This window comes from Albidovulum sp., from assembly GCF_041919395.1.
Lineage (GTDB): Bacteria > Pseudomonadota > Alphaproteobacteria > Rhodobacterales > Rhodobacteraceae > Albidovulum.
The window spans coordinates 1-20,522 of sequence record NZ_JAYRTX010000059.1; the positions used below are offsets into that span (position 1 = coordinate 1).

The window sequence follows — 20,522 nt, forward strand, 5'->3', positions numbered from 1 at the left end:
CTGACTCTTTTGCTCGGCGATCATGGCTCCGGGGTTAGAGGAAAGCGGTTCCCCTGTCCAGCACGCCCGTATAGGGTCGCCCCCGGAAGACGGCAGGAAACCGATGCAGATCGCCTATCACCTCGGGGTCCACGGGACGGATGAGGACCGACTGGTCCGCGCGCTCCTGAAGAACCGCGGCACGCTCGCGGCGGCCGGGATCGCCGTTCCTTCGCCGCGCCTCTACCGCCAGCTTCTGCCCAAGGTCGCCAAGACGCTGCGCGGCGCCCCCGCCGGGCCCGAGGTGCGCGAGGTCATCCTCGACGCCGTCGGCGAGGACGGGCCGGTGGAACGCCTCGTCTTCAGCCACGAAAGCCTGCTCTGCTTCCCGGTCAACGCGATCGGACCGGAGGGGCTATATCCGACCTCTGCCGCGCGGGTCGCGGCCTATGCCAACCTCTTTCCCGGCGCGGAGGCGGAGGTCTTCATCGCACTGAAGAACCCCGCGACGCTCGTCCCGGCGCTGCTCGACCGCACGGCGGAGGCCAGCTACGAGATGCTCATGAGCGGGTCGAGCCCGGCGAGCCTGCGCTGGGCGCCGGTGATCCGCCGCATCCTTGCCCAGACGCCCGGTGTCGCGCTCACGCTCTGGTGCGCCGAGGACCTGCCGCTGCTCTGGCCCGAGGTGCTGCGCGCCATCGCCGGCGTACCGCCCGAGGAGATGCTGGAAGGCGACTACGATCTTCTTGCCGCCCTGATGACCGACGAGGGGCTGGCACGGCTGAAGGAATTCTTCGACGGGCACCACCCGCGCCGCCCTGCTCAGCGCCGGCGCGCGACGGCGGCATTCCTCCAGAAGTACGCCCGGCCCGAGGAACTGGAGGTCGAGATTGTACTCCCCGGCTGGACCGAGGCGCTGGTCGCGGCCATGACCGAGGCCTACGACGAAGACTGCGCCGAAATCGCCGGACTGCCCGGCGTGACCTTCCTCGTCCCCTGACGCCGCGGAGCAATTCGGGCGGGGTGCCCCCCGCCCGCTCCGATGAAATCACCCCAAGAAACGACGATGCCGATCAGTTTGCCGGCATCTTGAACCCGGAGATTCGGATCAGGTCGTCGGTTGCGTAGTCGCTCACCTTCGCCATGTTCGTGTCGTCCGAGTGCTGGATCGAGACATAGGCGGTCATTCCGTCGGGGGAGAAGATGAAGCCCGTCGGCTCGGCCGAAGTATCCTTGACCGACAGCATCCTGATGCAGCCGTCCGACCTGATGTCGCGGTCCGCGCCGTCGGGCAGACAGGCCCAGATGTCGCCGTTGTCGTGATCCTCGACGACGTAGAGGATGCCGGTGCCCGGCTGGAAGGCGAGGTTGTCAACGGAGTTGAACTCCCTGTCCCCTTCGATGAAGCGGTTGACCGCAACGGTCATCGCAAGCTTGCCTTCGGCATCTGGCTGCGGCGTGGCCATGGGATCGCTGTCAATCCCGCAAACGACTTCGCCGAAGTGCGAGGCGCCCTCGTTGCCGGTGTTGGTCCAGCAGAAGCGCAGCCCCGGTCCAGCATAGGTCGGGTCGGCATGCAGGTCCTCGGGGCGGTAGTAACCGGTCGCGCCCCTGGCGTCGGCATCCGCCCGCGCGTTGGCGGGGTCGATCTCGATCCACGCGGCATTGCCGATCTCGCAGCCCTGCCCCGCCTGGATCTTCCCCTTCACGCAAGAGACCTGCATCGCGTAGCTCTTGCCGGAGGCGAGTGGCGATGCGTCGAGGCTCGTGATCATGCCGCCTGCGTGGGCCACGGCCGGAACGAACTTGAACATCGCCCCGCCGTCGACATCGGCCGCCGCGGTGCCAGGCCGCAACTCGTCGCCGCCGATCACGACGCCCTCCGGCGTTACGGTGAGTCCCTCCCATGCCATGACCGGCAGAGCGGGACGCCTGGCAATGCGGGCCGGATCGCTCACCGTGCCCGATGCGCGGTCGCTGACGACGGCATTGTCGAGCGCGAGCGGATCCAAGATCTCATAGGCCGCGCCATCGTCGGTTTCCTCTGTCGCCAGAATGGTGCCCCATGCGGTGGTGCGGATACCGTCGCACCGGTCCATGCCGCGCAGGAGTGTCTTCACCTCGCCCGTCGCGAGGTCGATCGACTGGATCGAAGGGTTGGGCTTGCCGGCCGCAATCTCCTCGACCTCGCCCTCGATGCACGCGACGAGGTGCGTGGGGGTCTCCGCCGGCCAGAAGGCCATCATGTCGTAATGATTGGCCGCCGCGCGCGTCACGTACTCCGCGCTCAGCCCAGCGGCCAGCGCGACCTGGTCCGAAGGCTCCTGCGTCTCGGTGCGGTAGCCCTCCTCGGCGCTCGCGGGCGCCGAGGCGGCAAGTGGCGCGGCGATGCCGAAAAGCTCGGCCGAACGGGCGGCGAGCATCGCGTCGACCTCGGCGCCGAAGTCGGCGGCCAAGCCGGGCGCGGCGGCGAGGATCGCCAGCAGGGATGCGGACATGCGGATCATCGAATCGTCCTCCGGGACTGTGGGTTTCGCCACGGTCATGGCCGAACCGAATGTGTCCCCCATGACGGTTCGGACACACTTCGATGACAGCGGCGCAGGGTCAGCTCATCCCGAGTGCGGCCTTGTACATCTCCAGAACTGCCTCTTCCTCGGCGATGTCGTCCTTGTCGCGCTTCCTCAGCGCAATGACCTTCCGCATCACCTTGGTGTCGTAGCCGCGCCCCTTGGCCTCGGCCATGACCTCCTTCTGCTGGTCGGCGATGTCCTTCTTCTCCGCCTCCAGATGCTCGTAGCGCTCGATGAACTGGCGCAGCTCGTCGGCGGCGACATTGTAGGTGGCGTCGGACAGGGTGTCGGCCATGGTCATGCTCCCCTTGAAGATCGGCCCTCTGACTAGAGCCTCCCCCCCCGGGGTTCAAGCCCCGCTCTTGCGGCCTCGGCGGCTTGCGGCTAGGGGCTGTACAACCACATGGGGGATAAGATGGACTGGCTCATCTGGACGGGCGCGGGGGTGACACTTCTGGGGCTCGCGGGCCTTGTCTGGTGCATCGTCAAGGTGACGGCGGCGCGGAAGGCGGGCCTTTCGGACGCCGACCTGCGGGCCCGTCTGCAGCGCGTCGTCGCGATGAACTTCGCCGCACTTCTCGTCTCGGCGCTCGGGCTGATGATGGTGGTCATGGGGATCGCGCTCGGCTGAGGCGCGGGCCGGTCAGACCACGTTCAGGTCGGCGAACCTGAGTCCGTTCTTGATCAGCTCGTCGAAAAACGCCGAGGGTTGCCAGAAAAGCTCCCCGTCCCGTGCGTGATCGCGCAGCTGGTTCCTGAGCGCAAGCAACCCGATGGCATCTGCCGCCTGCATCGGCCCGCCCTTCCAGCGCGGGAATCCCCAGCCGGCGATCATCGCGATGTCGATGTCCGAAGGGCAGCGCGCCGCGCCCGCCTCGATCAGCCCCGCCCCGGCATTGGCCATTGCGGCGAGTACGCGGGCCCGGATCTCGGGCGCCGTCACCCGGCGCGGCACGATCCCCCGGCCCCGCCGCTCCGAGGCGATCAGGGTCAGCACCTCGCGATCCTCCTCGCCGGACCCGGCGCCCTCCGGCCAGCGGTAGTAGCCCGCTCCCGCCGCCTGACCCTTGCGGCCGGTCGCCGCCAACGCCGCCGCGAAGCCGGCGTCGCGGCCCGCTCCGGGCGCGAGGCCCGCGCGGTCCACCATCTCGTAGAGCCCGGTTGCGAAACCGTAGTCCTTCAGCGCCCGGTCCACGCCATAGGGCGAGGCGCCGGCCTCCACCATCACGTCGGCGGCGGCCCGGCCGGCCGCGAAGACCCGTGCGCCGAGGCTCTGGCCGTCGAGCGTGCGCAGCGCCACCCGCCCCATGCGGCCGGCAAGCTCGAAAAGCGTCGCCACCGCCTCCGGTGCCGTCGCGGGCAGGCTCGCGATCTCCAGTGCCCGCGCACCCGGCAGGGGCGGCAGCACCAGCCCCGCCAGATCGGCGGCCCTCGCGCTTGCCGCCGCGATCCGGTCGAGGCGCAGCGCCTCCGGCCCGTCCGCCCGCGCCACAACAGCGACCACCGCGCCACGCTTGGCCAGGGGCTCGACCCGGACGAGGTCCCTCGCCGCCCCCTCCCCCTCCAGGGCGATCAGGTCCGAGGTCGCCAGATCGCCCGGGACTACCGTCCCGCCGATCTGCGCCCAGCCGGCATCGCGCGCCGCGGCGCTGAGCCGCCCGCCGGCGACCTCGCGTTCCAGAAGCGCCGCCACCCGCGCAAGCCCGGCCGAGAGCGCCGGCCCGTCGGCGCCGAGCATTGTCACGTCTATGCCGAGCGCCATCAGGGCGACGGCAAGTTCCGCCGCAGCGCCGCCGCCGCCGACGACACCCGCGCGGAAGACCTGGCGCACCTTGGCTCCGCCGAGGTCCGGCTGGCGGCGCGCACGCCGTTCGGCCAAAAAGACATGGCGCAGCGCCGCCGCCTCGGGGGTCGCCAGAAGATCCTCGAAGGCGGTGGCCTCGAAGGCGAATCCCTCGTCCTCGGGCAGCAGTAGTGCCGCCTCGACGCAGTCGATGATCCGCCCCGGCGCGGGCAGCCGTGCGGGCCCGAGTCCGGCGCGCGCCGCGGCCACGGCGGAGAGCCAGCCCTCCGGGTCGAAGCGCCGGCCCGCGAACCGCTCCGCCGTGGTGGGCAGGTCCGCCTCCCCGGCCAGGTAACTCCGCGCGATGGCCTCCGCCGCCGGCTCCGCGCCGCCCTCCGTCACGGCATCGACAAGCCCCATCTCGGCCGCCCGCGCGGCAGCGACCGACAACCCGCTGAGGAGAAGACCGAGTGCCGGTTTCGCGCCGATCAGCCGCGGCAGCCGCTGCGTGCCCCCCGCACCCGGCAAAAGACCGAGCGTCACCTCCGGCAGGCCGAGTTCCGTCCCCGGCTCGGCGAGCCTCAGGCAGGCGGCCAGCGCCAGTTCCAGCCCGCCGCCGAGAACGCTGCCCTGCAATGCCGCGATCACCGGCTTCGGGCTCGCCGCGACGCGCGCGCAGAGGTCGCGCAGCGGCGGCGCCTCGACCGCGCGGCCGAATTCGCGCATGTCCGCACCCGCAGGCCAGGTCCGCCCCGCCGCCGTCAGCACCACGACCTTCACGGCTGAATCAGAGAGCGCGGCGTCGAGCGCCCGCGCAAGCCCGCGCCGCACCGCTGCGCCCAGGAGGTTGAGCGGCGGATTGTCGATCGTGATCCGCGCGATCCCCTCGCCGGTGGCGATGCGCACCTCTCCGGTCATCTCGACCCCGTCTGCCGCGTCCCGTTGCCGTCCACTCTAAAGGCCCGGCCCGGTTTGGCAATGCCCGCGGAGCGGCCGGGGACGGCCTGGCGGGCACGGTGTCACTTGCTCGGCGCGCAGTTGCGGCAGAAGGGGGTGGCCGGCAGCAGGTCGAGCCGCTCCTCGGCGATCTCTGCCCCGCAGGATACACAGTAGCCGTATTCGCCCTCCTCGATCCGCGCCAGCGCCGCCTCGATCATCCGCAATTCCGTCTGCGCCGACTGGCCGAGGTCCTCCAAAACCTCGTCGGCCTCGCGCTCGATCGCCATCTCTTCCCAGTCCTTGGCCTCGTGGCTGTCGAGTTCCGCACCGATGCCCGCGATCCGGGTCATCAGGTCGGACTGGCGCGCCAAGAGTTGAGCCTTGCGGTCGGCCACGGATTTCATCGCAGTCTCCTCTACCGTCTTCCCCGGTTCTAGGCGCCCAGTGTTCGGGGTCACCTTGATGCAAGTCAATCCCGCCCCGACAGACAATGCGCAGGCGTGTGCCGCCGACCCGACCCATTCACCGGGTGAAAAGCGTGTCGGACGCGACAGCCTCCCTGCCATGCGCGATCCGGCCATGCGCGATCCGGGGCCGGGGGGGAAGTGCCGGACGGAGCGAGAACAGATGCACAGGGATGGGCTCTGGGGTTCGCCGGCGCCGTCACGCCGATGGCGGCGGCCCGGACTGCGGCCCCGCTCTCGGCTTCGGCGGCGGAGCCTCCGCCCTCTTCCTTGTGGCGACGATCACGGTTATGGTCGCCGCGCCCGCGATCCGGGGCCGGATCCTCCGCCCTGCCGCCGCCTGAGGAGCCCGATGGAAATTCGCCCCCTGACCCAGACCCACGCCGTCTCGCCCCAGATCGGGCCGGAGGACATGGCCGCGATCCGCGCCGCGGGCTTCACCACGGTGATCAACAACCGGCCGGACGGCGAGATTCCGTCCGATCTTCACACGCCGGTCATGGCCGCCGCAGCTGCCGCCGCGGGGCTCCGGTTCGTCGCCAATCCGGTCGTGGGCGGCGCGATCACCGAGGCCAATGTGGCGCTCCAGCGGGAGGTGCTGGACACCGCCGGGGGACCGGTCTTCGCCTACTGCGCCTCGGGAAACCGCTGCTCCATCGTCTGGGCGATGGCCAATGCCGGGCGGCGGCCGACGGACGAACTGATCGCCACGGCCGCACGCTGCGGCTACAACCTCGAACCTTTCCGCGATCGCATCGACGGCTTCGCTGTCCAGGGCTGACCCCGGGCGTCGGGCCGCCATGCGACACCGCCCGGAATCCGGGGGCACAAACCTGAACGGGACAGCGGCGATAGCCGGGCGCTGCGCCGCACCGCTGTCGCGGGGGCACGGTCGCAGAACGGGCCGTGTCGCCGGGGGGGCGAGGCCCCTTCACCCGGTTGCAACCGATCCGACCCGCCCTGAGGTGGCCGGCCCATCTTCGCCGCCGCCGGCCCCCAAGCGTCGTGCGGAAGACCCGGCGTCCGGCAGTCCCGGCGCCGCCGCGCCGACAGCGGCGGCGTTCACCGGACCGCACGCCGCCAGCAAGATCCCCGGCGTCGACGTCCCGATCGTGGCCGCCCCGGCCCCGAGGTCGTCCGTCGAGCCGCCGCCGGCCGCCGCGTCCTCGTCCTGCGCCGGGAGGGCGAGCCTGACCGCGAGATTGCCCTGGAACTGGCCGAGCCGGCCGGTGGCGACAAGGCGCCGTCCGTGCCCCTCGATCCTGAGCCGTGAAAGCGCCCCGACCGCGACCGGCAGGAGCGCGCCCGGCCGCAGCGCGGCGACGGTGGCGAGCGGCACGCTCATCCGGTCGAGCACGGCCTCGAGCTGCACCTCGGCGCCCAGCACCGCCCGCTCCATCCGCTCGCCCCATTCCGCGCCGCCGGACCCGGCCCCGTCCCGTCCGGCACTGCCCGCCTCATCCGCGTCCATTCCGGCCCCGGCGGCCAGGTTCGGCATCGCGCCGCGCCCCTCGGCCGGGACCGCGAGCGTGACCGTGCCCGTGCGCGCGCCCGTCTCTCCGAAAGCGAGAGTCAGTCGCAAGAGACGGTAGGCGGTATCCTCGAAAAGGACACCGAGCGGGCGCGGATCGTCGAGGAAGGAGGCATAGCGGAATCCACCCGCCCAGACGATCGCGGCGTCGGTGGCCAGAAGAAGTTCCAGTTCCTCCGCTATCCTGTCGATGAACCGCTGGGACATGGCCGCGTCGGTCCGGGTCGGACGGCGCGGCGCGACCTGCGGCGTGCCGACCCGGCCGGTCGTCTGCATCTCGATCAGCGTGGCGAGCACCTCCTGCGACAGCGCGACGAGGCCAAGCGCCTCCGCCGGCCCCGCCATGACGGCAAGGAGAGCACGGTCGGGCAACCGTTCCACGAGTTCGGCGAGCGAGGCGCGGATCTCGTCCGCCCCGGCGACACGGACCGTCAGGCCGAAGAGGTCCTGAGCGGTCTTCGCGGCCGCGAGGCCGAAGGCGCGCGCCGGCGTGGGAGGCGCGCCGCCGCCATGGCCGCGCCCCGCCTCCGCCATGCGCCTCAGCACCTTATCCGCCGCACTCTCCGCCATGCCTCCGCCACGCTTCCGTCCCCAACTCCGGGGTGCGGGTCGGCCGCAGCCTAGCCGGATCACGGTTACCAAAGGATTGAGACGTCCGCGGTGCGGCGGCTCCTACGCGGCTTCGGCGGTCCGGACGGTCTCGGGCCGCACGGGCAGCGCTACCCGGAAGGCCGCGCCGCCCTGCCCCGGCAGATAGGCGATCGTGCCCCCGAGGTTCGCCATGATCTCGCGGCAGATGGCCAGCCCGAGACCCGCGCCGCCCGCCCGCTGGGTGTCGGTGAGGCGCGAGAACTTCTCGAAGATCAGCCTCTGCGCGCCCTTGGGAATGCCCGAGCCATTGTCGATGAAATCGACCACGACCCGGCCGCCGCGCTTGCGCGCGAGGATCGTCAGCTCCGGCCGCTCCGCGTCGCAGTATTTGCGCGCGTTCGAGACGAGGTTGATGAAGACCTGCACCAGACGGTCGGTGTCGGTGATCACCGGCATGTGCTCGGCGGATGCGTCGCGGTGGATGGTGAACACCCGCTCGGGCCGCGTGTTGGAAGCCGTCTGGATCGCCTTGTCGAGAAGGTCGTGCAGGTTCGCGACCTTGATGTTGAGCTGGACCTTGCGGTTCTCCAGCACGGAGAGGTCGAGGAGGTCGTCGAGAAGCCGGGTCAGCCGGATCGTCTCCTCGTGGATGACCTCGGCATATCTCTGCTGCAACTCGCCCGGAAGTTCGGGGTCCATCAGGATTTCCGAGAACGCCCGGATCGAGGTCATCGGCGTCCGGAGCTCGTGGCTTATCTGGCTCAGGAAAGTGTCCTTCTGGACGGAAAGGTCGCGCAGCTTGTCGTTGGCCTCCTGCAAAGCCCGCGCGGTCCGTGCAAGTTCCTCGGATTTAGCCTCGAGCTGTGTGGAGTACTCGAGAATCTGCTGCGCCTCCGAGGCGACCGCCAACAGATCCTGCGCCGTCACCGCCGCGCCCTCGGCGAACTGTGCGATCATCGCATGGGCCGTCGCGGTGCCCACCGCGCCGGCGAGACGCCGTTCGAGCCGCTCGATGAACTCGGGCGTGGTGTCGGGCAGAAAGCCGGCCTTGCCCTGCACCCCTGCCTCCGCCTCGAAGAAGGACTGCGCCTCCTCGGCGCCGAGGATGCCCTGGCTCATGCTCAGCAGATCCTCCGCCTCCGCGCCCCCCCGGCTCCAGCCGCGCGCCCCCGCGTCCCGGTCGAATGCGCTGACGAAGGCGAGCCCCTGCATCCGTTCCACCGGCGTCGGGAAGCTCAGGAGCGAGCCGACGATGAAGGCACCGGTATTGAGCGTGAACGACCAGTAGATCGCATGGAGCAGGGGGTCGATCCCCTCGATGCCGAAAAGGGCCTGGGGCCTCAGCCAGCCGAGGCCCCAGGGCCCCTCCGCGAGCACCGTCGCCGAGAACACGCCTTCAGGCCCGAAGGACGGCAGGTAGAGCGTGTAGAGCCAGATGACGAGGCCGAGGCTCAGCCCGAGTGCCGCGCCGATCCGCGTGGCGCCACGCCAGAAGATGCCGCCCAGCATCGCCGGCAGGATCTGTGCCACGCCGACGAAGGCGATGAGGCCGATGGCGGCCAGCGCGCCAGACCCGCCCGAGAGGTGGTAGTAGGTGTAGCCCAGCGCGAGGAGCGCCGCGATCGACACCCGCCGCGCCATCAGGACGAGGCCCCGCACGTCGCCGGGCGTCCGTGCCCCCCCTTGCCTGAGCGCCAGCCAGATCGGCACGACGACATGGTTCGACACCATCGTCGCCAGCGCGATGGAGGCGACGATGACCATGGAGGTGGCCGAGGAAAAGCCGCCGAGGAAGGCGAGCATCGCGAGCGTGCCGCGCCCCTCGGACAGGGGCAGGGTCAGCACGAAGAGGTCGGGGTTCGCACCCGGGGCCATCTGGCCAAGACCCACGACCGCGATCGGTAGCACGAAGAGAGACATCAGGAAGAGGTAGAGCGGGAAGGCCCAGGAGGCGGTGGCGAGATGGCGTTCGTCGGAATTCTCGACGACCATGACCTGGAACATCCGCGGCAGGGTGAGAACGGCCGCCCCGGCGATGAAGGTGAGCCCGATCCAGCGGCCAGGCTTCAATGGCCAGTCGGCGATCGGCGAGGCGTCGATGCGCTCGATGACCTCGCCGATCCCGCCGGCCACGCCCCAGACGACGAAGACGCCCACGGCGAGGAGCGCCACCAGCTTCACCACCGCCTCGAGCGCGATCGCCATGACCACGCCGTGGTGGCGCTCGTTGGCGTCCAGGTTCCGCGTGCCGAAGAGGATGGTGAAAAGCGCGAGCCCCCCCGCCACCCAGAGCGCGGTGGCACTCTGGTCCGGCAGAGCCCAGCCCTCGGGCGTCTCGCTTGCGAAGACGCCGAAGGAGAGCGTGACGGACTGGAGCTGGAGCGCGATGTAGGGGGTGGCGGCGAGGACGCAGATCAACGTGACGATGACGCCGAGCAGGTTCGACTTGCCGTAGCGCGACGAGATGAGGTCGGCGATCGAGGTGACGCGCTGCGCCTGGCCAATGCGGACGAGCTTTCGCAGCACGATCCACCAGCCGACGAAGACGAGCGTCGGGCCGAGGTAGATGGTGACGAATTCGAGCCCCGAGCGCGCTGCGTATCCCACGGCGCCGTAAAAGGTCCAGGCGGTACAGTAGATCGACAGCGACAGCGTGTAGATGACCGGCGAGCGCAGCCAGCCCGTCTGCCCGCGCTCAGCGCGCCGTTCGGCCGCGAAGGCGACAAGGAAGAGCAGGATCACGTAGCCGAGGCAGACTGCGACGAGGATGTTGAACGGCACCATCAGCGCGATTCCTCGCCCGGAGCGTCATCCTCGCTTCCGGGCACGTCGGTCCGGGTCAGGGCCCGAGCGAGAAACAGGGCCGCGACGATCAGCGCGAACCATCCGGCGAAAAGGTAAAGCCCGCCCCGAGCGGTGTCCGGTTCCGGCGTATCGCCGGGATGCCATAGGACCGGCAGGAAGAAGATGAAGAGGCCGAGGACCGGCAGCAGCCGCGCGGTGTCGATGATCCGCCGCCGCCGGTACGAACTGCGGGCAAGGAACTTTGGCGGTTTGGGCGCCGTCATGCGGCCCCCTCCCCGTCCCGTGCACGCGGCCGGCTCATGCGCCCGCCATCTGCCGGACCGCGGCCACGATGTCGGCATTGGCGAAGGGCTTGGCGATGAAGCGCGCGGCGCCCGCGCCCTCGGCCGCCATGCGCGCCTCGCCCTGTCCGTTCGCCGACAGCACCAGAACCGGAATTCCGGACAGCGCGGGATCGGCGCGCAGGTCCTCCAGGATGTCGATGCCCGATCTGCCGGGCAGCATCATGTCGAGCACGAGGACATCCGGTGCTTCGCGCCGGATCGCCTCCAGTGCGCCCTGCCCCTCCGCATGGCTCGCCACCGCCCAGCCGTCACGCGCGAGGATATAGCGGATCGCCTCGGCGATATGCGGCTCGTCCTCGATGAGGAGGACACGTCCGCTCATGCCCGGTTCCTCCCTCTTTCTTCGTCCTTCGTGGGCAGACTATCGCCCAGGGAGACGGGCGCTGTCAAAATCGAAAAGACGGGATCGGAACTGGCGTCAGTCACCGGCGCCGACGATCGACGGTTCGCGCCGGGCCACGCATCCGGCCCGCGGGCAGATCCGGCACGCGGCACCGACGATGCGCTCGCCGCCGGTCCGCGGACCCTGCGCAGGAAGGACCAGCATCAGGGCCTCGGTCACCTGGGGGCCATCGAATCCGCCGGGGAAACGGGTTTCGGCATAGGCATAGGTCAGGAACCGCACCGGCACGCGCCCGGCCATCTCGACGGTGGTGCGGATCGGAACCATGGGCCGGGCCAGCGCCGCGTAGAGCGGCCAGAGCGGACAGGCCGCGCCGTGCCGGGGCGGCGCGAATGCGGGCGCCGGACGGCGGAAGGTCAGCGTGCCCGAGGCATCGCAGACGACGAGCCCGACAGGCGGGCCGGCGCCCTCGGGCAGCGTCGCAAGGCGTCGGAACACCCGCGGAAGCCCGGTGCCGAACCGTTCGGCGAGCGCGGCAGGATCCGGCCCCGTCTCGGCCAGGGCGCGGAGGAAGGCATCGAGCGGCAGCGCCTCCGCGTCGGCCCGGTAACGCGCGACGTGGGCAAGCGCCAGCTTGCGCGCCGCATCGCTGGCAAGCTCGGGAACGCCCGCGACGAGCGCCGCGGACGGCGTGGGATGCGGCCGTTCCAGTCCCGCGATGTGGTAGCCGCTCCGCGCCAGCCAGGCCTCCACCTCCTCCTGCGGAGAACTGAGGCCCGTCTCGTTGCCGGGGCTGGCGTCGAGATAGGCGGTGAGCGCGTCGGCCGCGTCCGAAAGGCGGATGCTGTCCTCATAGACGTTGCGGTGGAACTGCGCCCGCCACTCGGGGTCCACGTCCTCACTCTCGGCGAGGATCGCGGCGGTGGAGCGGATCGAGGTCACCGCCGAGACCACTTCGTGCAGCGCCGCCGACAGGTGCGGGTCATGGGCCATCCGCTCGCTCAGCGCCGTGACGGCGCGCTCGAGCGCACCGATACGCGCCTGCCGCTCGGCCAGCAGGGCCGCCCAGCCCGGAAAGCGGCCGACGAATTCCTCGATCCTGTCGGTTTCTGGCGCACTCTCGGCCGCGCCCGTCTCGGCGCCGGCGGCGCCCGCAGCGGCTTCGCGCAGCCCCTCGAAAAGCGCGCTGTCCGCGCCTTCGGCCAGCGCCGCCTCGCCCACGCCGAGCGCATTCGCGAGACTGACGAGCAGGTCGGCGCCGACCCGGCGGCGGTTGTGCTCGATGAGGTTGAGATAGGCGGGCGAAACGCCGACCGCCCGCGCCAGATCGGCCTGCTTGAGGCCGATCCTCTGGCGCCTCTCCCGCACCCGGGTCCCGGTCAGCGCCGACCGCACCATGGCTTCATCCACTCCCCTCCCCGCCCGCCGGGGTCGCTGGAGTTTACAGCTTTTTCAAACCGTGAGCGAGCCTTGCGCCCGGCTTTTCGAAACCGCAAGCGGGGTTCAGCAGTTCGGCGGGGCGACGTCGAGCGTGCGTTCGACGACCGGCCGGCCATCGACGCATTCGGTCAGGACGTACTGGCTGCGCGCGCAGGCCGAGAGCGTCAGCAGCGCTGCCATAAGCAGCCCGACACGCCCCCCCGAACCTCCCTTCGCGCATATGCGCGACCGGTCGCCACGCCAGCGCCTTGCCACAGCCCCCTGCCGCATCGCATCCGCTCCCTGGTTCAAACGCCGGCCCAGATAGACCGCGATTGCCGACGGAGGGCAAGCGAAAAGGCGCGGACATCGGCAGGCGGATCGCACCGGCTGACGGGGATCAACCCGCGCAGAGCGAAAGAGCCGATACTTGCCGTGGAACAACCGGAAAGGAGCGAAAAGATGATCGGACATGCACGGACGATCGCGCTCGCCGCGCTCGCCATTCTCTCCGCCTGCGAGGGGATGACCCGGCAGGAGCGCATGGTGACCGGTGGGCTGACCGGCGCCGCCCTCGGCGCCCTCACGGCCAAGGTGCTCGAGAACGACCGCGACTGGATCATCATTGGCGCACTCGCAGGCGCAGCGGTCGGCACGCTTGTGGCACAGAACAGCGCGACCAACGAATGCGCCTATGCGCGCGGCGACGGCACCTACTCCGTTCGGCCCTGCCCGTGACCCGACGGTGACGGATGGCCGCGCGAACGGCGCCGGGCGGGCGATCCCGCCCGGCCCCGCGCCAGTCCGGCTCAGCAGTTGCCCGGGGCGACGTTCGACACGCCGCTGATCTCGTTCACGCCGGGTTCGCACTGCCCGACCGGCGTCTGCGGCTCCGTGCAGGCGGCGAGCGCCGCAAGCAGGATCGCTGCAAGCGCGAGGTTGCGGGCCAGGATGGGGCGGGTATCGGTCAGGCGCATATGATCTCCTTCCGGGCGGCCCTCGGGCCGGCCTCTTCGGTCATGCCTTCGGGCGCCGGGCCATCCCCGGCTCCCACGGTCATCCTGCGCCGGGGCCGGGTCCTCCGGCATTGACCCCGATCAACCGGGAAGCGGAGCGGCGGGAAAATTCCCCGCCGTTCCGCCACGTCATGTGCGCCTCACTGCAGCGCCTTGTCGGTGATCTGGTGCGTCCAGGCCCCTTCCGGCGCCTTGGTGATGACCGCGTCCGACCCCCCCGACATCAGCGCCTCGACCGTGCGCTGGTAATCGGCTTCGTCGAGCGCCCCGTTCGACCCGGCGGTGAGCTTGGCGATCTCGCCCATCATGCGCTTCTGGTGGTTCTCGGTCTGCGCGCCGGTATCGTCGTTCTCCAGCACGATCATCGCCGCCTCGTCCGGATTCTCCTCGGCCCATTTCCAGCCTTTCATGCTGGCACGGACGAACTTCACCATCTTCTCCTCGAAGGCCGGATCGGCAAGCTTGTCCTCCATGACATAGAGCCCGTCCTCCAGTGTCGCCACGCCCTCGGTCGTGTAGTTGAAGTTCACGAGCTGGTCTGCCGTGATCCCCGCGTCGATGACCTGCCAGTATTCGTTGTAGGTCATGGTCGAGATGCACGCGGCCTGCTTCTGGAGAAGCGGATCGACGTTGAAGCCCTGCTTCAGCACCGTCACCCCGTCGGGCGACCCGTCGGTCGGAAGGCCAAGCTTGCCCATCCAGTTGAGGAACGGATATTCGTTGCCGCCGAACCAGACGCCGAGCGTCTTGCCCTTGAAGTCGTCAGGCGTCGTGATACCCGATTCCTTCAGGCAGGTGAGCTGCATGCCCGAGGACTTGAAGGGCTGCGCGATATTGACGATCGGCAGGCCCTTCTCGCGTGCGGCCAGGGCCGATGGCATCCAGTCCACCATGACGTCGGCACCGCCGCCCGCCATGACCTGCGTCGGCGCCACGTCCGGCCCGCCCGGCAGGATGGTGACGCTGAGCCCCTCCTCGTCGTAAAAGCCCTTGTCCTTGGCGACGTAATAGCCCGCGAACTGCGCCTGCGTGACCCACTTCAGTTGCAGCGTCACGTCCTCGGCCCAGGCGGCCGATCCCATAAGCGCCGCCATCGCGGTTCCGATCATCAGTCTTGTCATGTCGTCCTCTCCTGTTGCGGGGCCTGTCCCGGCCCCTATTGACGCCGTTGCGACGGATGCCAGAAGGTCACCCGCCTCTCGATGAAGGCCACGAGGCCGTAGAAGGCCGACCCCGCCAGCGCCGCCACCGCGATCTCGGCCCAGATCATGTCGAGCGAAAGCTGCCCGATCGAGGCGTTGATGCGAAAGCCCATGCCGACGATCGGGCTGCCGAAGAACTCGGCCACGATGGCGCCGATCAGCGCGAGCGTCGTGGCGATCTTCAGGCCGTTGAAGAGAAAGGGCAAGGCCGCGGGAAAGCGCAGCTTCCAAAGAGTCTGCCAGTAGCTTGCATTCCAGGTCGCCATCAGGTCGCGCTGCATCGGCTCGGAAGCCTTGAGCCCCGCGACCATGTTCACCAGAACCGGGAAGAAGACCATGACAACCACGACCGCCGCCTTCGACTGCCAGTCGAAACCGAACCACATCACCATGATCGGCGCAATGCCGACGATGGGCAACGCCGCGACGAAGTTCCCGACCGGCAGGAGCCCGCGCTGCAGGAAGGGCGAGCGGTCGATCAGGATCGCCGTCAGTACCGCCGCACCGCAGCCCAAGAGATAGCCGGAAAGCGCGCCCTTCAGCGCGGTCTGGACGAAATCGGCCCAAAGCACCGGCAGGCTTGCCGCAATGCGAGCGGCGATGGCCGAGGGCGCGGGGAGGATCACCGGTGATATCCCGAAAACCCGGACGGCGAGTTCCCAGAGCGCCAGCACCGCGAGCCCGAAGATCGCGGGCACCAGCCAGCGCGACAGACGGCCCCTGCCCCCGGCAATCTGCGCGTTGACGAACCAGGCCCCGAGCCAGAGAGCAAGCAGGGCCGAAACCCGCACATCGACAAGCGCCGCGCCCGCCGCAAGGACGGCGGCGAGAATCCAGCCCGGGGAAACCACCCGGCTCATCGCTCGAGCCCCATGCGCGACAGCGTCGCCCGCTCAACCGCGCCGATCAGCATCACCAGCCCCGCGGCGACGATGGCGGCGGCGAACAAGGCCGCCCATATCTGCACCGTCTGCCCGTAATAGCTTCCCGACAACAGCCGCGCGCCGAGCCCCGCCACCGCCCCCGTAGGCAACTCGCCCACGATGGCGCCGACGAGCGAGGCCGCGACGCCGACCTTGAGCGAGGCGAAGAGGTAAGGCAGCGAGGCCGGCAGCCTGAGCTTCAGAAGAACGTCCGCAGCACTCGCATTGTAGGTCCGCAAGAGGTCAAGCTGCATCGCATCGGGCGAGCGCAGCCCCTTCACCATGCCGACGACGACCGGGAAGAACGAAAGATAGGCCGAGATGATCGACTTCGGGATCAGCCCCTGAAGCCCGAGCGAGTTCATCACCACGATGATCATCGGCGCGATGGCGAGGATCGGGATCGTCTGGCTGGCGATGGCCCAGGGCATCACGCTCATGTCCATCGCCCGGTTGTGGACGATCCCGACGGCGAGCGCGATCCCCAGTACCGTGCCGATGGCAAAGCCGAGAAGCGTGGCGGAAAGCGTCACCCAGCCGTGATAGACAAGGCTCCGCTTCGAGGTGAAAGCCTGCCCGAAGAGCCCGTCCCAAAGCCCCTTCGCCACCTGATGCGGCGCCGGCAGCACCGGGCGCTCCTGCGCCAGCGTGTCCTTGACGAGCGCGCCGAACGTCACCTCCGTCCCCGCCCGCGCCGCCTGGTCGTAGGTCCATGTGGAGTTGAGTTTCACCGCCGCCGCATACCAGAGCGCGACGATGGCGATAAGGACAGTGAGGATGGGAAGGACGGACCTCATCGGGCAGCGCCCCCCACCCTCTCCCTCCCCACGAGGGGGAGGGAAGCGCACCTGACCCGACCGTCGCTGCAGGCTACCTCCCCCCTTGTTGGGGAGGTCGGGAGGGGGGACACCACGGCGACGACCTGCCCGAACATCACCTTTCGGCGCGCGCACGAAAGCCGTTGCGCAAAGGCCGGCACCGCCGCGCGCCTTGAGGCTGCGCAAGACCTACGCCAACGCGACGCGATCCTTGCGCATGCCCCATGCCCCTCAGACCTCATCGCCATGCCCATGCCTCAGCCCCTCGCGCACCCGGTGCGCGATCTCGATGAACGCGCGCGAATCCCGGATGTCGAGCGGCCGCTCCTTCGGAAGCGTCGACTCGATCACGTCGGTGATCCGCCCCGGGCGCGGGCTCATCACCACGATCTTCGTCGACAGGTATACCGCCTCCGGGATCGAATGGGTGACGAAGCCGATGGTCTTTTCCGTCCGCGCCCAGAGCTTCAGAAGCTCCTCGTTCAGCCGGTCGCGGACGATCTCGTCGAGCGCCCCGAAGGGCTCGTCCATGAGGAGGATATCCGCATCGAAGGCGAGCGCGCGGGCGATCGAGGCGCGCTGCTGCATACCCCCGGAGAGCTGCCAGGGAAACTTCCGGCCGAAGCCCTGAAGATCCACGAGCGACAGCACACGCTCGATCCTCTCCTCCTGTTCGGCCCTCGAAAACCCCATGATTTCAAGCGGAAGCCGGACGTTTCCCGCGATGGTTCGCCACGGATAGAGACCCGCCGCCTGGAAGACATAGCCATAGGCCCGCGCCTGCCGCGCGGCGTCGGGAGTCATGCCGTTGACGGTCAGCGTGCCCTCCGTCGGGTGTTCGAGCGCTGCGACGGCGCGCAGGAACGTCGTCTTGCCGCACCCCGAGGGGCCGATGAAGCTGACGAACTCGCCCTTGCCGATCGAGAGGTTGACATCCTTCAGCGCGACGACGGGACCGTCGTTCGTCTGGAACGTCAGCCCCACTCCCCTCGCCTCGATCACCGGCGCGCCATGGCCTGCCGTATCCTTCACGCCCGCATCCCTTCCCGTTCACCTGCCTGTTCCGCTCCGCCGTGGTATGTTGCGGATAGCGACGGAGGAGACTCGCCATGACCGAATGCCGAAAGATCCGGCCGGCCGAGCGCTACGCCGGCAAGCAGGGCTTCACCTATGATGCGGGAATCGCGCGCGAAAGCGTCGGGGCCACCGGCCTTTGCATGCACCTTCTGACCATCCCCCCCGGCGGCCGCGCCCGAGCCCACAAACACGCGACGCACGAGACCGCGATCTACCAGCTGTCCGGCCGTTCGGTGATGTACTGGGGCGAACGCCTCCAGTACCGGATGGAGACCGAGGCGGGGGACATGATCTACATCCCCGCCGACATGCCCCACCTGCCCTTCAACCCCGGGCCCGGGCCCTGCACGGCGGTCATCGCGCGCACCGACCCCAGCGAACAGGAAAGCGTCGTCCTGCTGCCGGACCTCGAAGGCTTGGTGCCATGACGCGGGCATTCAGACGGACCTCATGAGACCGCCATCCACGCGGATGTTCTGGCCGGTGATGTAGGCCGCGCCGTCGGAGGCGAGAAAGCTCACCGTCGCGGCGATTTCCGCGACGGTGCCGTAACGCTTCATCGGCACCGAGTCGACGCGCTCGTCGGTCTTCGGCAGGCTGTCGATCCATCCCGGCAGTATGTTGTTCATCCGCACGTTCCGCGCCGCGTGTTCATCGGCGAAGAGCTTGGTGAACGCGGCAAGCCCCGCGCGCGCTACTGCCGAGGTCGGGAACATCGCCGCGGGCTCGAAGGCCCAGGCGGTCGAGATGTTGAGGATCGTCCCGCCGCCCTGGGCCAGCATGACCGGCGTCACCGCCCGCGCGGCCCGGACCACGTTCAGGAAATAGACCTCCATCCCCCGGTGCCAGTCGGCGTCGCTCAGTTCCAGCAGCGGCGCGCGCGGCCCGTGTCCGGCGCTGTTCACCACGACGTCGATCCGGCCCCAGGCCTCCATCGCAGCGGCGACGAGCCGGCCGATGTCCGCCTCGGTCTGGTTCGATCCGGTGACGCCGATCCCGCCGAGTTCCCGCCCCAGCGCCTCGCCCTTGCCGGAGGTGGACAGCACGCCGAGCCGAAAGCCGTCGGCTGCCAGCCGCCGCGCTGCGCCCTCGCCCATGCCCGAACCGCCGCCGAAGACCAGCGCGACCCTTTCCATGCCTAGACCCCCGAGGCCGGAATGCCCGTCCGGCTCACCGGCCGGGGCGCGGTCAGTTCCTTCCACGACGACAGCGCCCTGTTCACCGGGTTGCCGGCCTTGCGCGCCACGAACTCGCCATGGCCCTCTCGGGTCTCCACCTTGCCGTCATTGACCGCGACCTGGCCACGGGTCAGCGTGAAGCGCGGCAGGCCCTTCACCTTCTTGCCCTCGAAGACGTTGTAGTCGATGGCCGACTGCTGCGACTTCGCGGAGATCGTCTTTTCCCGCTCGGGGTCCCAGACCACGATATCGGCATCCGCACCGACCAGGATCGCGCCCTTTTTCGGGTAGCAATTCAATATCTTGGCGATGTTCGTTGAAGTGACCGCGACGAATTCGTTGGGCGTCAGACGCCCCGTACTCACGCCATGCGTCCAGAGCATCGGCATCCGGTCCTCAAGACCCCCGGTCCCGTTCGGGATCTTGGTGAAATCGCCGACGCCGAAGCGTTTCTGCGCGGTGGTGAAGGCGCAATGGTCGGTCGCCACGACCGACAGCGACCCCGACTGGAGCCCCGCCCAGAGCGAGTCCTGATGCCGATGGTTGCGGAAGGGCGGCGACATGACGCGGCGCGCGGCATGGTCCCAGTCCTTGTTGAAGTACTCGCTCTCGTCCAGCGTCAGGTGCTGGATCAGCGGCTCGCCCCAGACCCGCTTGCCGGCCATCCGTGCGCGCCGGATCGCCTCGTGCGCCTCCTCGCAGGAGGTATGCACGACGTAAAGCGGCACGCCCGCCATGTCGGCGATCATGATCGCGCGGTTCGTGGCCTCGCCCTCGACCTGCGGCGGGCGGGAATAGGCATGCGCCTCGGGGCCGGTATTGCCCTCGCGCAGAAGTTTCGCGGACAACTCGGCCACCACATCGCCGTTCTCGGCATGGACGAGCGCGATCCCGCCAAGCTCCGCGAGCCTGCGGAACGAGGCATACATCTCGTCGTCATTGACCATCAGGGCGCCCTTGTAGGCCATGAAATGCTTGAAGGTGGTGATGCCCTCCTTCTCGATCACGTCCTTCATCTCGTTGAAGACCTGCTCGCCCCACCAGGTCACCGCCATGTGGTAGCTGTAATCGCAATTCGCCCGGCCCGACTTGTTGTGCCACATCTTCTTGGCGTCGATGAGCCCCTGCCCCTGCCCCGGCAGCACGAAATCGACGACCATGGTCGTGCCGCCACTGAGCGCGGCGCGGGTGCCGGATTCGAAATCGTCGGTGGAATAGGTGCCCATGAAGGGCATCTCCAGATGCGTATGCGGGTCGATGCCGCCCGGCATCACATAGCAGCCGCTGGCGTCGAGGGTGGTGTCGCCTTTGAGGCCCTCGCCGATCTGGACGATCTTGCCGCCGTCGATGAGCACGTCGGCCTTGTAGGTCAGATCGGCGGTGACGATGGTGCCGTTCTTGATGACTGTGGTCATTCGACCTCTCCCTAATATCCGGGGCCGCAGGCGCCCTTTCATCGTGGTCCAAATACTCCGGGGGTCCGGGGGCAGCGCCCCCCGCCCACCGTCAGGATACAACCTCCCCCGTCTCCACAACC

21 protein-coding genes are annotated in these 20,522 nt (G+C 69.3%); 5 read left to right on the forward strand and 16 right to left on the reverse strand.

Features of this window, described 5'->3' with window-relative positions:
* Positions 1 to 103: 103 nt before the first annotated feature.
* Complete coding sequence (locus tag ACMUOO_RS10975) at positions 104 to 979, forward strand: hypothetical protein (protein ID WP_301917930.1); 876 nt, start codon at positions 104 to 106, stop codon at positions 977 to 979.
* Between the two features lie 73 nt (positions 980 to 1,052).
* On the opposite strand, the gene ACMUOO_RS10980 is transcribed toward ACMUOO_RS10975, so the two are convergent.
* Positions 1,053 to 2,486 (reverse strand): alkaline phosphatase PhoX, encoded by a 1,434-nt coding sequence (locus ACMUOO_RS10980; RefSeq protein WP_413855235.1) that lies wholly within the window; start codon positions 2,484 to 2,486, stop codon positions 1,053 to 1,055.
* Between the two features lie 100 nt (positions 2,487 to 2,586).
* Complete coding sequence (locus ACMUOO_RS10985) at positions 2,587 to 2,847, reverse strand: DUF2312 domain-containing protein (protein WP_413855237.1); 261 nt, start codon at positions 2,845 to 2,847, stop codon at positions 2,587 to 2,589.
* 120 nt (positions 2,848 to 2,967) lie between these two features.
* Between ACMUOO_RS10985 and ACMUOO_RS10990 the strand changes: the two genes are divergently transcribed.
* Entirely contained in the window at positions 2,968 to 3,183 is a 216-nt protein-coding gene (locus tag ACMUOO_RS10990) for a hypothetical protein (protein ID WP_301917369.1), read from the forward strand.
* Positions 3,184 to 3,195: 12 nt separating this feature from the next.
* Here the strand turns inward: ACMUOO_RS10990 and ACMUOO_RS10995 are convergent, their stop codons facing one another.
* Together ACMUOO_RS10995 and ACMUOO_RS11000 are read right to left on the reverse strand one after the other, a co-directional pair.
* Entirely contained in the window at positions 3,196 to 5,253 is a 2,058-nt protein-coding gene (locus ACMUOO_RS10995; RefSeq protein ID WP_301917370.1) for an enoyl-CoA hydratase-related protein, read from the reverse strand.
* A gap of 101 nt (positions 5,254 to 5,354) precedes the next feature.
* Positions 5,355 to 5,678, reverse strand: a complete 324-nt coding sequence (locus tag ACMUOO_RS11000) for a TraR/DksA family transcriptional regulator (protein WP_301917371.1) — start codon at positions 5,676 to 5,678, stop codon at positions 5,355 to 5,357.
* Between the two features lie 412 nt (positions 5,679 to 6,090).
* Between ACMUOO_RS11000 and ACMUOO_RS11005 the strand changes: the two genes are divergently transcribed.
* Positions 6,091 to 6,519: a protein tyrosine phosphatase family protein gene (locus ACMUOO_RS11005; RefSeq protein WP_301917372.1), complete on the forward strand. Its 429-nt coding sequence runs from the start codon at positions 6,091 to 6,093 to the stop codon at positions 6,517 to 6,519.
* 150 nt (positions 6,520 to 6,669) lie between these two features.
* Here ACMUOO_RS11005 and ACMUOO_RS11010 read toward each other — a convergent pair whose 3' ends face one another.
* The 5 genes from ACMUOO_RS11010 to ACMUOO_RS11030 all read right to left on the reverse strand — a co-directional run bounded on the left by ACMUOO_RS11010 (position 6,670) and on the right by ACMUOO_RS11030 (position 12,750).
* The gene (locus tag ACMUOO_RS11010) at positions 6,670 to 7,839 is read right to left on the reverse strand and encodes a FliM/FliN family flagellar motor switch protein (protein ID WP_301917373.1); all 1,170 of its coding nucleotides are present in this window, start codon (positions 7,837 to 7,839) and stop codon (positions 6,670 to 6,672) included.
* A 102-nt stretch (positions 7,840 to 7,941) separates the two neighbouring features.
* Positions 7,942 to 10,641: a sensor histidine kinase gene (locus ACMUOO_RS11015; RefSeq protein ID WP_301917379.1), complete on the reverse strand. Its 2,700-nt coding sequence runs from the start codon at positions 10,639 to 10,641 to the stop codon at positions 7,942 to 7,944.
* Between the two features lie 2 nt (positions 10,642 to 10,643).
* A complete protein-coding gene (locus ACMUOO_RS11020; protein ID WP_301917374.1) occupies positions 10,644 to 10,928 on the reverse strand; it encodes a hypothetical protein in 285 nt (94 codons plus the stop codon).
* 34 nt (positions 10,929 to 10,962) lie between these two features.
* Positions 10,963 to 11,331, reverse strand: a complete 369-nt coding sequence (locus tag ACMUOO_RS11025) for a response regulator transcription factor (protein ID WP_301917375.1) — start codon at positions 11,329 to 11,331, stop codon at positions 10,963 to 10,965.
* 96 nt (positions 11,332 to 11,427) lie between these two features.
* The gene (locus tag ACMUOO_RS11030) at positions 11,428 to 12,750 is read right to left on the reverse strand and encodes a helix-turn-helix transcriptional regulator (RefSeq protein ID WP_301917380.1); all 1,323 of its coding nucleotides are present in this window, start codon (positions 12,748 to 12,750) and stop codon (positions 11,428 to 11,430) included.
* Between the two features lie 483 nt (positions 12,751 to 13,233).
* Between ACMUOO_RS11030 and ACMUOO_RS11035 the strand changes: the two genes are divergently transcribed.
* Positions 13,234 to 13,509, forward strand: coding sequence for a YMGG-like glycine zipper-containing protein (locus ACMUOO_RS11035; RefSeq protein WP_301917376.1), 276 nt, complete (start codon positions 13,234 to 13,236; stop codon positions 13,507 to 13,509).
* Between the two features lie 71 nt (positions 13,510 to 13,580).
* On the opposite strand, the gene ACMUOO_RS11040 is transcribed toward ACMUOO_RS11035, so the two are convergent.
* The 5 genes from ACMUOO_RS11040 to ACMUOO_RS11060 form a co-directional block, all read right to left on the reverse strand.
* Positions 13,581 to 13,748: a hypothetical protein gene (locus tag ACMUOO_RS11040; protein WP_301917377.1), complete on the reverse strand. Its 168-nt coding sequence runs from the start codon at positions 13,746 to 13,748 to the stop codon at positions 13,581 to 13,583.
* 179 nt (positions 13,749 to 13,927) lie between these two features.
* On the reverse strand, positions 13,928 to 14,908 hold the full coding sequence (locus ACMUOO_RS11045) for an ABC transporter substrate-binding protein (protein WP_413855241.1): 981 nt from the start codon (positions 14,906 to 14,908) through the stop codon (positions 13,928 to 13,930).
* 35 nt (positions 14,909 to 14,943) lie between these two features.
* Complete coding sequence (locus tag ACMUOO_RS11050; protein ID WP_301918932.1) at positions 14,944 to 15,849, reverse strand: ABC transporter permease; 906 nt, start codon at positions 15,847 to 15,849, stop codon at positions 14,944 to 14,946.
* Positions 15,846 to 16,709 carry an ABC transporter permease gene (locus ACMUOO_RS11055; protein ID WP_301918933.1) on the reverse strand — a complete coding sequence of 288 codons (864 nt, stop codon included), beginning with the start codon at positions 16,707 to 16,709 and terminating at the stop codon, positions 15,846 to 15,848. The genes ACMUOO_RS11050 and ACMUOO_RS11055 overlap by 4 nt, the downstream gene beginning before the upstream one ends.
* 252 nt (positions 16,710 to 16,961) lie before the next feature.
* On the reverse strand, positions 16,962 to 17,762 hold the full coding sequence (locus ACMUOO_RS11060) for an ABC transporter ATP-binding protein (RefSeq protein WP_301918934.1): 801 nt from the start codon (positions 17,760 to 17,762) through the stop codon (positions 16,962 to 16,964).
* A gap of 77 nt (positions 17,763 to 17,839) precedes the next feature.
* On the opposite strand from ACMUOO_RS11060, the gene ACMUOO_RS11065 reads away from it, so the two are divergent.
* Entirely contained in the window at positions 17,840 to 18,235 is a 396-nt protein-coding gene (locus tag ACMUOO_RS11065; RefSeq protein WP_301918935.1) for a cupin domain-containing protein, read from the forward strand.
* Positions 18,236 to 18,244: 9 nt separating this feature from the next.
* On the opposite strand, the gene ACMUOO_RS11070 is transcribed toward ACMUOO_RS11065, so the two are convergent.
* Positions 18,245 to 18,943, reverse strand: a complete 699-nt coding sequence (locus ACMUOO_RS11070; RefSeq protein ID WP_301918936.1) for an SDR family oxidoreductase — start codon at positions 18,941 to 18,943, stop codon at positions 18,245 to 18,247.
* A gap of 2 nt (positions 18,944 to 18,945) precedes the next feature.
* A complete protein-coding gene (gene hydA, locus ACMUOO_RS11075; RefSeq protein WP_301918937.1) occupies positions 18,946 to 20,400 on the reverse strand; it encodes a dihydropyrimidinase in 1,455 nt (484 codons plus the stop codon).
* Between the last annotated feature and the right edge of the window lie 122 nt (positions 20,401 to 20,522).

Excerpts from the sequence above, each read along its gene's own strand:
- ACMUOO_RS10975 (WP_301917930.1), top strand. The coding sequence starts at position 104 with ATGCAGATCGCCTATCACCTCGGGGTCCACGGGACGGATGAGGACCGA.
- ACMUOO_RS10980 (WP_413855235.1), bottom strand. The coding sequence starts at position 2,486 with ATGATCCGCATGTCCGCATCCCTGCTGGCGATCCTCGCCGCCGCGCCC.
- ACMUOO_RS10985 (WP_413855237.1), bottom strand. The coding sequence starts at position 2,847 with ATGGCCGACACCCTGTCCGACGCCACCTACAATGTCGCCGCCGACGAG.
- ACMUOO_RS10990 (WP_301917369.1), top strand. The coding sequence starts at position 2,968 with ATGGACTGGCTCATCTGGACGGGCGCGGGGGTGACACTTCTGGGGCTC.
- ACMUOO_RS10995 (WP_301917370.1), bottom strand. The coding sequence starts at position 5,253 with ATGACCGGAGAGGTGCGCATCGCCACCGGCGAGGGGATCGCGCGGATC.
- ACMUOO_RS11000 (WP_301917371.1), bottom strand. The coding sequence starts at position 5,678 with ATGAAATCCGTGGCCGACCGCAAGGCTCAACTCTTGGCGCGCCAGTCC.
- ACMUOO_RS11005 (WP_301917372.1), top strand. The coding sequence starts at position 6,091 with ATGGAAATTCGCCCCCTGACCCAGACCCACGCCGTCTCGCCCCAGATC.
- ACMUOO_RS11010 (WP_301917373.1), bottom strand. The coding sequence starts at position 7,839 with ATGGCGGAGAGTGCGGCGGATAAGGTGCTGAGGCGCATGGCGGAGGCG.
- ACMUOO_RS11020 (WP_301917374.1), bottom strand. The coding sequence starts at position 10,928 with ATGACGGCGCCCAAACCGCCAAAGTTCCTTGCCCGCAGTTCGTACCGG.
- ACMUOO_RS11025 (WP_301917375.1), bottom strand. The coding sequence starts at position 11,331 with ATGAGCGGACGTGTCCTCCTCATCGAGGACGAGCCGCATATCGCCGAG.
- ACMUOO_RS11030 (WP_301917380.1), bottom strand. The coding sequence starts at position 12,750 with ATGGTGCGGTCGGCGCTGACCGGGACCCGGGTGCGGGAGAGGCGCCAG.
- ACMUOO_RS11035 (WP_301917376.1), top strand. The coding sequence starts at position 13,234 with ATGATCGGACATGCACGGACGATCGCGCTCGCCGCGCTCGCCATTCTC.
- ACMUOO_RS11040 (WP_301917377.1), bottom strand. The coding sequence starts at position 13,748 with ATGCGCCTGACCGATACCCGCCCCATCCTGGCCCGCAACCTCGCGCTT.
- ACMUOO_RS11045 (WP_413855241.1), bottom strand. The coding sequence starts at position 14,908 with ATGACAAGACTGATGATCGGAACCGCGATGGCGGCGCTTATGGGATCG.
- ACMUOO_RS11050 (WP_301918932.1), bottom strand. The coding sequence starts at position 15,849 with ATGAGCCGGGTGGTTTCCCCGGGCTGGATTCTCGCCGCCGTCCTTGCG.
- ACMUOO_RS11055 (WP_301918933.1), bottom strand. The coding sequence starts at position 16,709 with ATGAGGTCCGTCCTTCCCATCCTCACTGTCCTTATCGCCATCGTCGCG.
- ACMUOO_RS11065 (WP_301918935.1), top strand. The coding sequence starts at position 17,840 with ATGACCGAATGCCGAAAGATCCGGCCGGCCGAGCGCTACGCCGGCAAG.
- ACMUOO_RS11070 (WP_301918936.1), bottom strand. The coding sequence starts at position 18,943 with ATGGAAAGGGTCGCGCTGGTCTTCGGCGGCGGTTCGGGCATGGGCGAG.
- hydA (WP_301918937.1), bottom strand. The coding sequence starts at position 20,400 with ATGACCACAGTCATCAAGAACGGCACCATCGTCACCGCCGATCTGACC.